Annotated in this window: 13 protein-coding genes; all 13 read left to right on the forward strand. The window is 33.9% G+C overall.

Annotation, left to right across the window (positions count from 1 at the left end):
* The first annotated feature begins 45 nt into the window (after positions 1-45).
* The 13 genes from porW to LX95_RS02910 all read left to right on the forward strand — a co-directional run bounded on the left by porW (position 46) and on the right by LX95_RS02910 (position 12,013).
* Entirely contained in the window at positions 46-2,676 is a 2,631-nt protein-coding gene (porW, locus tag LX95_RS02850) for a type IX secretion system periplasmic lipoprotein PorW/SprE (RefSeq protein ID WP_111539900.1), read from the forward strand.
* Between the two features lie 13 nt (positions 2,677-2,689).
* Positions 2,690-3,109 (forward strand): bactofilin family protein, encoded by a 420-nt coding sequence (locus LX95_RS02855; protein WP_111539901.1) that lies wholly within the window; start codon positions 2,690-2,692, stop codon positions 3,107-3,109.
* Positions 3,069-3,308, forward strand: coding sequence for an AtpZ/AtpI family protein (locus LX95_RS02860; protein WP_111539902.1), 240 nt, complete (start codon positions 3,069-3,071; stop codon positions 3,306-3,308). Before LX95_RS02855 ends, LX95_RS02860 begins: the two co-directional genes overlap by 41 nt.
* Positions 3,295-3,693, forward strand: coding sequence for a hypothetical protein (locus tag LX95_RS02865; RefSeq protein WP_111539903.1), 399 nt, complete (start codon positions 3,295-3,297; stop codon positions 3,691-3,693). Before LX95_RS02860 ends, LX95_RS02865 begins: the two co-directional genes overlap by 14 nt.
* Before the next feature lie 121 nt (positions 3,694-3,814).
* Positions 3,815-4,897, forward strand: a complete 1,083-nt coding sequence (atpB, locus tag LX95_RS02870) for a F0F1 ATP synthase subunit A (RefSeq protein WP_111539904.1) — start codon at positions 3,815-3,817, stop codon at positions 4,895-4,897.
* A gap of 27 nt (positions 4,898-4,924) precedes the next feature.
* Positions 4,925-5,146: an ATP synthase F0 subunit C gene (gene atpE, locus LX95_RS02875; protein WP_111539905.1), complete on the forward strand. Its 222-nt coding sequence runs from the start codon at positions 4,925-4,927 to the stop codon at positions 5,144-5,146.
* A gap of 88 nt (positions 5,147-5,234) precedes the next feature.
* Entirely contained in the window at positions 5,235-5,729 is a 495-nt protein-coding gene (locus LX95_RS02880; RefSeq protein ID WP_111539906.1) for a F0F1 ATP synthase subunit B, read from the forward strand.
* A gap of 16 nt (positions 5,730-5,745) precedes the next feature.
* Complete coding sequence (atpH, locus tag LX95_RS02885) at positions 5,746-6,291, forward strand: ATP synthase F1 subunit delta (protein ID WP_111539907.1); 546 nt, start codon at positions 5,746-5,748, stop codon at positions 6,289-6,291.
* Positions 6,292-6,342: 51 nt separating this feature from the next.
* A complete protein-coding gene (atpA, locus tag LX95_RS02890; RefSeq protein WP_111539908.1) occupies positions 6,343-7,923 on the forward strand; it encodes a F0F1 ATP synthase subunit alpha in 1,581 nt (526 codons plus the stop codon).
* A gap of 125 nt (positions 7,924-8,048) precedes the next feature.
* Complete coding sequence (gene atpG / locus LX95_RS02895; protein ID WP_111539909.1) at positions 8,049-8,912, forward strand: ATP synthase F1 subunit gamma; 864 nt, start codon at positions 8,049-8,051, stop codon at positions 8,910-8,912.
* Positions 8,913-9,060: 148 nt separating this feature from the next.
* The gene (locus LX95_RS02900) at positions 9,061-10,491 is read left to right on the forward strand and encodes a lipopolysaccharide biosynthesis protein (protein ID WP_111539910.1); all 1,431 of its coding nucleotides are present in this window, start codon (positions 9,061-9,063) and stop codon (positions 10,489-10,491) included.
* A 6-nt stretch (positions 10,492-10,497) separates the two neighbouring features.
* The gene (gene dut, locus LX95_RS02905) at positions 10,498-10,929 is read left to right on the forward strand and encodes a dUTP diphosphatase (protein WP_111539911.1); all 432 of its coding nucleotides are present in this window, start codon (positions 10,498-10,500) and stop codon (positions 10,927-10,929) included.
* A 67-nt stretch (positions 10,930-10,996) separates the two neighbouring features.
* On the forward strand, positions 10,997-12,013 hold the full coding sequence (locus LX95_RS02910) for a sugar phosphate nucleotidyltransferase (RefSeq protein ID WP_111539912.1): 1,017 nt from the start codon (positions 10,997-10,999) through the stop codon (positions 12,011-12,013).
* The last annotated feature ends 3 nt before the right edge of the window (positions 12,014-12,016 follow it).

Consider the following 12,016-nt stretch of genomic DNA (forward strand, 5'->3'; position numbering starts at 1 on the left):
TAAAAACGGGAAGAATAAGTTATTCTTTATACCTATTTTAACTTAATGAAACGTAATTACTTACCTACATATACAAGAATCTTAATTATCCTGCTTGCTACGGTTTCTATAGCTTCGTGTTCGAGAAAAAAGAACAAATGGCTTAATAGAAACTTCCATGCTATGGGCGCTTATTATAATATCATCTACAATGGCAACTTGGCTTTAGAGTTAGGAAAAGATGAGGTAGAGCAAACTTATATAGACAACTACTGGGAAATACTTCCTATAGAACGCATGCAGGTTGTAGAAGAAGCTCGTTTGCCTGGAGAAAGCAAAAATGAAAATTTTGAACGAGCCGAAGATAAAGCTGCAAAGGCCATTCAAAAACACAACATCAACATAGGAGGCACAGAGTATAATCCTCAAATGGATGAAGCTTTTTTGCTTTTAGGAAAAGCTCGCTATTACGATCAGCGTTTTTTCCCAGCCATAGAAGCCTTTAATTATATCATTACCGATTATCCAGAAAGTGACCGTATTGCTACCGCAAAGATTTGGCGTGAGAAGACCAATATGCGTATGGGAAATAACGAAACGGCGCTTAAAAATTTAAAAGAATTATTAGCTCAAGATTTAGAATTTGAGGAAGAAGATTTAGCCGATGCTTCGGCGACTTTAGCCCAAGCTTATATTAATTTAGAGCAAAATGATAGCGCTATCGCTCCGTTAACCGAAGCGATTAGAGTAACGCCTTCTAATGAAAAAAGAGGAAGGTATTTATATATTAAAGGTCAGTTATATGACAGGTTAGCGCAAATAGATAGTGCTAATAAAACTTTTGATGAGGTTATTGCGCTCAATAGAAAATCTCCACGAGTATATATGATTAATGCATATATGGAGAAAGCAAGAAACTACGATTTTGATGAGCAAGACCGTTTGGCTTTATTAGAACTGCTTCAGGAGTTGGAAGAAGATAGAGAAAACCGACCTTTCTTAGATAAGATTTACTATCAAATTGCAGAATATTATCGCGCTAATGATACCATTCCGGGATCGGTCACTTTTTACAATAAATCATTAAGAACCGACACACGAGACACGTATTTAAAATCTAGAAATTACCTCACTTTAGGGAATATCAATTTTGATGCGGCACAGTACAAAGACGCAGGAGCTTATTACGATAGCACCTTAACCAACTTACCTGAAAATACCAGAGAATATAGAGCAATTAGAAAGAAACGTGTCAATTTAGACGATGTGATTCTTTATGAAGATATTGCTGCTAAAAATGACAGTATTCTCAATTTGGTAAATATGTCTGAAGCAGACCGTTTGACTTTCTTTACGGAATATACTAATAGCTTAAAAGAAACTGCAATAGCGGAAGCCAAAGAAGAAGCGAAAAATAAAAATCAAACCCCTAGTAACCTTTTCGGAAAACAAAGAAGTACTGCTGGTGGAGCAAGCAGCGGTGGAGATTTTTATTTCTATGATAGCAAGCAAGTCGCAAAAGGAGTTATGAAATTTAACAGAACCTGGGGAAATCGTGCTTTAGCCGATAATTGGCGTTATGAAAAAGGAGGTAAAAACGAGAGTCAGGAAGATGAAATCGACCCTGAAGAAGCAATTTTAGCCGAGATAGAAAGCGATCCTCAATATCAGCCAGTCACCTATGTAGAGAGCATTCCTAAAGATGAAAAGCTCATCGATAGTTTGGGTAAAGAGAGAAATTTCGCTTATTACCAATTAGGAGTTATTTATAAAGAGAAATTTAAAGAATATCAATTGGCAGCTAATAAGCTAGAAGCATTATTAGAAAATAAACCAGAAGAGCGTCTTATTTTACCTTCTAAATACAACTTGTACAAAATCTATGAGGCCATGGGAGATGATGCCAATGCTAATAGATGGAAGCAAAACATATTAACCAATCATTCAGATTCTCGTTATGCTACTATTTTAAGGAACCCAAGAGGTTTGTTAGACGATCAAAATAGTCCTGAAGCTGTTTATGCTAGTGTTTATCGTAAGTTTGAGAATCAAGAATATAAAACTGTTATAGAAGAGGCCAATAAAAATATAGAAGTGTTTACGGGAAATGATATTGTCCCAAAATTCGAGTTATTAAAAGCAACTGCTTCTGGAAGGTATTATGGTTTTGAAGAATATAAGAAAGGCTTAAACTATGTTGCGCTTACCTATCCTCAAAGTGAAGAAGGGAAAAGGGCCGAAGAGATTGTTTCTAAATCTTTACCAGTATTAAAAAATAAGACGTTTAAATTTCCGAAAAATGCTAAGGAATATAAGTTGGTTTATCCGTTTGAGTTAGCTATCCAACAAGTAGATACTAACCAAGTAAATTCCGATAAGGAAAAAGAAAAAATAGCAGATAAAGAAGAATTTACAATAGATGATGTTGTGGCTTTAAAGGAAAAAATTGATGAAGCTATAGTAGAGTTTGGCTTTACGGATTTATATACCTCTATAGATATTTATTCTCCTAATAAAACTTTATTGATTGTTCATGGTCTTAAAAGTAAATTGGGAGCAGAAGGTTTTGGAGAAAAACTTTTAAAAGAAAAGGATTATAAAATTGATTATCAAAATATAGGAATTGCATCAGAAGATTATAAAACGGTACAAGTTCATAAAAATTTAAGCGATTACATCTCTCAAGCAACAAAATAAAAAAAACCACGTCATGTTTTCAGACAATAAAAAATCGAGAAAAGAAACGTCTAACCCTAATAAGGACCAAAATAAAATAGCTCAAGGAACTACTATCAAAGGAGATATTGAAGCTCAAGGAAGTTTTAGAATAGAAGGAACTTTAGAAGGAACTTTAACTACTACAGGGAAAGTAGTATTAGGTAAGTCTGGTTTTATAAAAGGAGAGATGCAGTGTGAAAATGCTGACTTAGAAGGTAAATTTTCTGGAAAATTAAAAGTGAATAATACACTTTCTTTAAGATCTACAGCCCAAATAGAGGGAGAGGTTATTACAGGCAAATTAGCCATAGAGCCAGGAGCCGATTTTAATGCTACGTGTGCAATGAAAAGCTCAGTAAAAAATTTAAACGATGACCGAAGAACCAAAAAAAAAGAAGGAAAAACCGCTTAATAATTGGGCTGTTTTTACAGGTATAGCTTTTCAAATGGCCGTGGTCATTACAGGAGGCGTGCTTTTGGGTATTTGGCTAGACAAAAAGATCGAAAATAAATATTCTGCCTTTACAATTTCATGTTCCTTGCTGGGGGTTTTTGTAGCGCTTTATCAAGTGTATAAAACCGTTAAAGACTTAGATAATGACAAAAAATAAACTTTCCTTTTTTCAATTCTCAAAATACTTACTTTCTTTTACCTTAGTCCTGGGGCTGCTTCAATATTTTGTGGTTGAACAGTTCTTGCAAAAAGAAGTCTATTATTCCACCTTTATCATTTATGGTTTCCTTTTTATGGTAACCATGGGTATTTATGCTATTCTCCTTTTTATTCACAAAGGTTTTGAAGATAAAACTGGCTTTGCCTTTATGGGCTTAAGTTTCTTTAAAATGTTTTTATCTATCCTCTTTCTTCTTCCTATTATACTTGCAGAAGGAGGTAAGGCTAATATGGTCTTAGATATTTTTACTTTTTTTATACCTTACTTTTTGTTTCTTCTTTTTGAGACTATTTTTGTGGTAAGATTATTACGATCTAAATAGCTGCTTTTCAGTAATTTGTTAGGATATTTTACGTAGAGTCAAATTTTTTACAGCAAGTCTTTCAGATAAAGATTAAAAGTATATCTTTGCAGCAAAATTTAGAGAGCATAATTCGGGTACTATGAAAGCACACCAATCTTTAAAGAAGATAATGATATTAACAATAGCCTTTGCTATGTTGCCTTTAATGTCATTTGCTAAAAAAGATATCGCTGAAGCGGAAGAAGAGTTTAATCCAACCGATATGATTATGCATCACATTGGTGATTCTCACGGATGGCATTTTTTTGGAAGCGGAGATAGTTCATTTACATTACCATTACCTGTAATATTGTATACAGATAATGGATTGGTTACTTTTATGTCTAGTGAGTTTCATCACGATACAGAAGGTCATCACGTTGTTGAGAAAAACGGAATGCGTTTTGTGAACTTTCACGAAAAAATTTACCAATTAGAAGCGGATGCAAGTGAAGTTGAGTTTGATGCAGATCATCACCCTTTAAATGCAGAGAAGCCTCTTGATCTTTCTATTACAAAAAATGTTGCAGCAATGCTTTTGACTGTTGTCTTGATGTTGTTGTTCTTTTTTAGCTTAGCTAAACATCACAAGAAACACGCGCACGCTCCAAAAGGATTAAATAACGCATTGGAAGCTTTAGTTCTTTTTGTGAGAGATGATATCGCAAAACCACAAATAGGAGATAAGAAGTATAAGAAATTTATGCCATTCTTATTGACCGTTTTCTTTTTTATCTGGATCACGAACTTATTAGGTTTATTACCAGGTGCAGCAAACGTAACAGGTAATATTTCTGTAACAGTTTCTTTAGGTTTATTTACTTTAGTTTTAATTATCGTAAACGGAAATTCAGATTTCTGGAAGCACACATTGTGGATGCCAGGTATCCCTACATTTGTTAAACCTATTTTGGCTGTAGTAGAAGTTTTAGGTTTAATAATTAAGCCAGTGGCATTAATGATACGTTTATTTGCTAACATTACAGCTGGACACATTATTATTTTAAGTTTATTAGGATTAATATTTATATTAGAAAGTGCAGGTGTTGCAGGAGTTTCTGTTCCATTTGCATTATTTATTACTGTATTGGAGTTATTGGTAGCGTTTCTTCAAGCGTTTATTTTTACAATGCTATCAGCGCTATTCATTGGAATGGCAGTACAAGAACATGAACATCATTAATTTTTAATTTTTTTAATTTTTTTTACTATGGAATTATTATATGTAGGATTGGCAGCTTTAGGAGCTGGATTAGCAGTTGTTGGAGCAGCAATTGGTGTTGGTAAAATTGGTGGATCAGCGATGGAAGCTATCGCTCGTCAGCCAGAAGCATCAGGGAAAATCCAAACAGCAATGATTATTGCAGCGGCACTTGTAGAAGGTGTAGCATTATTCGGAGTAGTAGCAGCTTTATTAGGTGTGTTACGTTAAGAATTAGAAAGAGAGATTCCTTCACAACGGTTGGTTGTGAAGGGGTTTTCTTAAAAATTGATGTGAGTTAACTATTATAGAATAAATTATGGATTTAATTAAACCTGAATTTGGGTTATTTTTCTGGCAAACCATCGTTTTTTTGGTATTGTTGTTTTTAATGGCAAAATTTGCTTGGAAACCTATTTTAAACTCTGTAAAAGATCGTGAAGATTCTATTAATGATGCATTAGCATCTGCAGAGAATGCACGTCTTGAAATGAAGAATTTAAAAGCCAACAATGAAAAGCTTTTAAAGGAAGCAAGAGAAGAGCGCGACATCATGATTAAAGAAGCGCGTCAAATTAAAGAGAAAATGATCGCCGATGCTTCTGGGGAGGCAGAAATAAAAGCAAAAAGTATGATCGCTTCTGCTCAAGAAGCTATCAAGATGGAAAAACAAGCAGCATTAAATGAGATAAAAACTCAGGTAGCTAGTCTTTCTATAGAAATTGCAGAGAAAGTAGTAAGTAAAGAATTAACTAGCAAAGAAGACCATATGAAATTGGTAGATTCAATGTTAGATGATGTGAAGTTAAACTAATCAAATTAGTTAAAAGATGGCTAATACAAGAGCAGCTCAACGTTACGCAAAAGCAATTTTAGATCTTTCTAAAGAGAAATCTATGCTTGCAGAGGTAAATAATGATATGCGTTTAATCGCAAATACATTAGAGCAAAACAAAGAGCTTAGGAATGTGTTACAAAGTCCGGTGGTTAAGCCATCCGTAAAGCAAAGCATACTTAAGGAAATCTTTAAAGAGGTAAATGAAATTAGCTCTAAGGCCTTTGATGTATTGTTAGAAAACAATAGAATTAATATATTATCTATTGTCGTAGATCGTTTTATCTACCTTTACGATGAGCTCAACAACATTAAAGTAGCTAAAGTAACTACTGTAGAAGCTTTAACTCCAGAGATGGAGCAAAGAGTTTTGAGTAAGGTAAAAGAGCTTACAGGTAGTCAAGTTACTTTAATCAATAAAATAGATACTTCTATTATAGGAGGCTTTATTCTACGTGTAGGAGATTTACAATATGATGCAAGTGTATTAGGTAAATTAAATACATTAAGAAAGAAGTTTAATAATCAAGCATACGCATAAAAAATATTAATAAAAAGGATACGATTGAGTATCCAGTTATAATAAATAATTATGGCAGACGTAAATCCTGCTGAAGTTTCAGCAATTTTAAAAGAGCAACTATCTGGTTTCGAAGCAAAAGCTTCTTTAGACGAGGTAGGTACAGTATTAACCGTAGGAGATGGTATTGCGAATGTATACGGTCTTGAAAATGCAGAATATGGAGAGCTTGTAGAGTTTGAAAGTGGACTGCAAGGAATGGTGCTTAACCTAGCAGAAGATAATGTTGGGGTAGTATTACTTGGTCCTTCAAAAGAAATTAGCGAAGGCGATACGGTAAAACGTACTCAGAAAATTGCTTCTATCAATGTAGGAGAAGGAATTGTAGGACGTGTTGTTGATACTTTAGGTAAGCCTATTGATGGAAAAGGTCCTATTTCTGGAGACACTATCCAGATGCCATTAGAAAGAAAAGCTCCTGGTGTAATTTACCGTGAGCCTGTAACCGAACCTTTACAAACAGGTATCAAATCTATTGATGCACTTGTTCCTGTAGGAAGAGGACAAAGAGAATTGGTAATTGGTGATCGTCAAACAGGAAAAACTACTGTTTGTATTGATACCATTCTTAATCAAAAAGAATTTTACGATGCTGGGGAACCAGTATACTGTATATATGTAGCGATAGGGCAAAAAGCTTCTACCGTTGCCGGAATTGCACAAACATTAGAAGATAAAGGAGCATTAGCTTATACTACGATTGTTGCTGCAAACGCATCAGATCCTGCAACTATGCAGGTTTATGCACCGTTTGCTGGAGCAGCAATTGGAGAATATTTTAGAGATACAGGTAGGCCAGCATTAATTATTTATGATGATTTATCTAAACAAGCGGTAGCTTACCGTGAAGTTTCTCTTTTATTACGTCGTCCACCGGGACGTGAGGCGTATCCTGGAGATGTATTCTTCTTACACTCTAGATTATTAGAGCGTTCTGCAAAAGTGATCAATGATGATAGTATCGCTAAAGATATGAACGATCTTCCAGATTCTTTAAAAGACAAAGTAAAAGGAGGAGGTTCTTTAACAGCTTTACCTATTATTGAAACTCAAGCAGGAGATGTATCTGCATATATTCCAACCAACGTAATTTCGATTACCGATGGTCAAATTTTCTTAACCTCAGATTTATTTAACTCTGGAGTTCGTCCTGCAATTAACGTTGGTATTTCTGTATCGCGTGTAGGAGGTAACGCACAGATTAAGTCGATGAAGAAAGTATCTGGAACTTTAAAATTAGATCAAGCTCAATATAGAGAATTAGAAGCTTTTGCTAAATTTGGATCAGATTTAGATGCATCTACTTTAAGCACAATTGAAAAAGGAAAGCGTAACGTAGAGATCTTAAAGCAAGCTCAAAATGACCCTTATCCAGTAGAGAATCAAATCGCTATTGTTTACGCTGGTTCTAAGAATTTATTGAGAGATGTTCCTGTAGAAAAAGTAAAAGAATTTGAGGCAGATTATTTAGCGTTCTTAGATGCTAAACATAGAGATACCTTAGATACTTTAAAATCAGGTAAATTAACTGATGAAGCTTTAGATGTATTAACGAATGCAGCTAAAGAAATTTCAGCAAAGTATAAAAAATAAAAAGTATTGAGTACTGAGGTTTGGGTAGTAAAATACTCAAATTAAAGAATAGTAAAGTACAATATAAATTACAAGTATTGAGTATTTAGTTTTTCTAAATGCTCAATACTCAATACTAAGAACAAATGGCAAATTTAAAAGAATTACGTAGTAGGATTACCTCGGTTTCTTCAACCATGCAGATTACCAGTGCCATGAAAATGGTTTCTGCTGCTAAGTTGAGTAAAGCGCAAGATGCTATTACAGCAATGCGTCCTTACGCAGATAAACTTACAGAGCTTTTACAAGGTTTAAGTGCTACGTTGAGTGAAGGTGCAAGTAGTAAGTTTGCAGAAGAACGTGAAGTACAAAATGTACTTATTGTTCCTATTTCTTCTAACAGAGGTTTAGCGGGAGCGTTTAACAGTAATATCATTAAAGGGGTTAAAAAGATTGCTGCTGAAGAATTTGCAGATAAGAATATACATTTGTTTACCTTAGGGAAAAAAGCAGATGATATTTTAAAGAAAACCTTTACCGTAGACAAAAATGACAATACCATTTTTGATCATTTAGAATATGAGCCTGTAGCCGAAATTGCAGAGCATATTATGGATGAGTTTGTAAAAGGAAATTACGATAAAGTAGTCTTAGTATACAACAAATTTAAAAATGCAGCGACTCAAATCGTAATGAACGAACAGTTTTTACCAATCGTTCCTATTGAAACTGAAGAGAAGGTTACTTTAGATTATGTATTTGAGCCAAATAAAGAAGAGATTATTGAAGAATTAATTCCTAAGTCTCTTAAAATGCAATTGTTTAAAGCACTAAGAGACTCTTTTGCATCAGAACACGGAGCACGTATGACAGCAATGCATAAAGCAACCGATAACGCTACGGAATTAAGAGATTCATTAAAATTATCTTATAACAAAGCGCGTCAAGCATCGATTACCAATGAAATTTTAGAGATTGTTGGTGGAGCAGAAGCGGCAGCAAATAGTTAGACTTATAGTTTTTAGGTTTATTTCTTAGTAAACTAAAACATATAGAAATTTAAAAGCCCTGATTTTTTCAGGGCTTTTTCTTTTTATCCAATTCTATTGAAAAGCTCCGCTTAATTCTATACATTTATTCCCTTAATTATTAGCGCATTTGAGTACTTTAAAACGATTTTTTCAAGACACTTTTATCTACGGATTAGCAACGGTTTTACCACGGTTGATGAACTTTTTGCTTTTACCACTTTTAACAGGTTCTCTTGAAAATGCGGGCTACTCAGACAATACGACTTTTTATATCTATGCGGCATTTTTCAATGTGTTGCTTACTTATGGGATGGAAACCTCTTTTTTTCGATTCTTTAGTCGGCACAAAGAAAAAAATAAAGTTTTTTCTACAGCGTTCATTAGCTTAACACTCACCACCATTTTATTTTTTGCTTTGGTATGGTCTTACAATGTAGAGTTAGCTAACTATGTAAACCTCAAATTGAGATATTTCAATCTTTTGATAAGTGTAATTGCTTTAGATACGTTGGTAGTGATTCCTTTTGCTCTATTAAGGGCTACAGGAAAACCAATTAAATTTTCTATCATAAAAGTGCTGAATATTGCTTTATATGTAGCTTTAAATTATTTCTTCTTATGGATAGTTCCCGAGTTTAATATACCGTTAGGGATTCTAGATTATAGTCATGATTTGGTTACATATGTTTTTATAGCTAATCTAATAGCTAGCTTATTTACCTTTTTCTTGCTCTCCCCATATTTCTTTAAAACTCAACTTGTATTTGATTGGAAAATTTTAAACCAATTACTTCATTATGGCTGGCCTATTATGGTCGCAGGTTTGGCTTATGTAATTAATGAAAATTTTGATAAATGGTTAATACCACAATTATTAGGGAAAGAGATTAATGGAGCTTATGCCGCTTGTTATAAAATAGCTGTTTTTATGACAATATTTATTCAGGGATTTCGCCTGGGAGCAGAACCTTTTTTCTTTAATCATGCACAAGAAAAAAATGCAAAAAACACCTATGCTCTTATTATGAAATATTTTGTAGTGTTGGGAAGTTTAATGCTAGTGTTCATTGTGGCTTACCTACATGTGTTTAAAGAAATGATTGTGGTACGATCATCTTATTGGATAGCCATAGAAATTGTTCCTGTTGTACTTCTTGCTAATTTGATGTTAGGTATTTACTTTAACTTAGCATACTGGTATAAATTAACCGATAAAACCCGTTTTGGGATGTACTTTTCCATCATCGGAGCGGTATTAACAATCGGTCTTAATTATATTCTATTACCAATAATAGGCTTTATGGGAGCTGCCTATGCAACTTTGATGGCTTATACTGCTATGGTGGTAATCTCTTACCTTATCGGAAAAAAACACTATAACATTCCCTACGATTTAAAAAATATCGGAATCTATCTTGCTTTGGGTATTAGCTTTGCCTTTAGTTCATTTTATATTTTTGATAACAATTTAATTATCGGAACCTTATTAGTTTTCTTATTTTTGGGAATCATCTATTTTAAAGAAAGAAAATACCTTACTCAATTATTACAACGTTAATACATTATGACCATAAAGATCATCAACAAATCAAGTCACGATTTACCTCACTACGAAACTGAAGCTTCTGCTGGAATGGATTTAAGAGCACATCTAGAAGATAAAATCATACTAGGTCCGTTAGAGAGAATCATTGTAAAAACGGGATTATTCATAGAGTTACCTGTGGGTTATGAAGCTCAAGTAAGACCAAGAAGTGGCTTAGCGGCAAAAAAAGGAATTACGGTATTAAATGCACCAGGAACCATAGATGCTGATTATCGTGGAGAAATTGGTGTAATTTTAGTCAACCTTTCTAAAGAAGCTTTTGTCATTAATGATGGCGAACGTATTGCACAACTTGTGATAGCAAAACACGAAAGAGCTAATTGGGAGAATGTTGAAATTTTGGGAGAAACCGACCGCGGAGAAGGTGGTTTTGGAAGTACCGGAGTTTAAATTTTCTGAAATAGAATAAAACAAAATTATTTAATTTAAAAGATACGCTGCAAAAGCGAATAGAGATATGAAAATAATTGTACCAATGGCGGGAAGAGGATCTCGTCTAAGACCACATACATTAACAGTTCCAAAACCATTAATTCCAGTGGCTGGAGAACCTATAGTTCATCGTTTAGTAAAAGATATAGCCAAAGTATTAGATCAGCCTATTGAAGAAGTTGCTTTTATTTTGGGTGATCCAGCATTTTTTGGAACAGATGTAGAAGAAAGTTTAAAAGAGCTAGCAAAAGGCTTAAATGCTAAAGCATCTATTTATCGCCAAGATCAACCTTTGGGAACAGGACATGCGATTATGAGTGCAAAGGAATCACTTTCGGGGCCTGCTGTAGTCGCTTACGCGGATACTTTAATCAAAGCCGATTTTAAATTAGATGAAGCTGCAGATGCTGTAATCTGGACCAAAAAGGTTGAGAACCCTGAAGCTTATGGAGTTGTTAACTTAAATGATAAGGAAGAAATTATAGAATTAGTAGAAAAACCAACCAGCTTTGTAAGTGATCAAGCGGTAATAGGAATATACTATTTTAAAGATATTTCAGTTTTAAAAGGTAAGTTGCAAGAAGTTCTTGAAGAAAATATCATGCATGGAGGAGAATATCAAATCAATGATGGCATTAAGAAAATGATGGCAGAAGGCAAAATTTTCAAGACGGGAACAGTAGATGAATGGATGGATTGTGGGAACAAAAAAGTAACTGTAGAAACCAATACTAGAATGCTTAACTTTCTTCATTCCGATAAGGAGAAATTGGTTGCAGATACTGTTCAATTAAACAACTCAAAAATTATAGAACCTTGTTTTATTGGAGAAAATGTAGTGTTAGAAAACACAACAGTAGGACCTAATGTTTCGATTGGTAAAAATTGTACAGTGAGTAATTCGACAATCAAAAACAGTTTAATACAAACTCATAGTGAAATTAAAAATGCCGAATTAGACCAGGCGATGATAGGTAATCACGCAAGATTTGATGGTAATTTTAAACAAATAAGTATAGGAGATTATTCCGTTTTAGAATAAACA

Source organism: Mesonia algae (assembly GCF_003253545.1).
Taxonomy (GTDB): domain Bacteria; phylum Bacteroidota; class Bacteroidia; order Flavobacteriales; family Flavobacteriaceae; genus Mesonia; species Mesonia algae.

Bases quoted from the DNA above. Each gene is read 5' to 3' on its own strand.
- atpA (WP_111539908.1), top strand. From the start codon at position 6,343: ATGGCAGACGTAAATCCTGCTGAAGTTTCAGCAATTTTAAAAGAGCAA.
- atpG (WP_111539909.1), top strand. From the start codon at position 8,049: ATGGCAAATTTAAAAGAATTACGTAGTAGGATTACCTCGGTTTCTTCA.
- LX95_RS02865 (WP_111539903.1), top strand. From the start codon at position 3,295: ATGACAAAAAATAAACTTTCCTTTTTTCAATTCTCAAAATACTTACTT.
- dut (WP_111539911.1), top strand. From the start codon at position 10,498: ATGACCATAAAGATCATCAACAAATCAAGTCACGATTTACCTCACTAC.
- LX95_RS02880 (WP_111539906.1), top strand. From the start codon at position 5,235: ATGGATTTAATTAAACCTGAATTTGGGTTATTTTTCTGGCAAACCATC.
- porW (WP_111539900.1), top strand. From the start codon at position 46: ATGAAACGTAATTACTTACCTACATATACAAGAATCTTAATTATCCTG.
- LX95_RS02860 (WP_111539902.1), top strand. From the start codon at position 3,069: ATGACCGAAGAACCAAAAAAAAAGAAGGAAAAACCGCTTAATAATTGG.
- atpB (WP_111539904.1), top strand. From the start codon at position 3,815: ATGAAAGCACACCAATCTTTAAAGAAGATAATGATATTAACAATAGCC.
- LX95_RS02910 (WP_111539912.1), top strand. From the start codon at position 10,997: ATGAAAATAATTGTACCAATGGCGGGAAGAGGATCTCGTCTAAGACCA.
- atpE (WP_111539905.1), top strand. From the start codon at position 4,925: ATGGAATTATTATATGTAGGATTGGCAGCTTTAGGAGCTGGATTAGCA.
- LX95_RS02855 (WP_111539901.1), top strand. From the start codon at position 2,690: ATGTTTTCAGACAATAAAAAATCGAGAAAAGAAACGTCTAACCCTAAT.
- atpH (WP_111539907.1), top strand. From the start codon at position 5,746: ATGGCTAATACAAGAGCAGCTCAACGTTACGCAAAAGCAATTTTAGAT.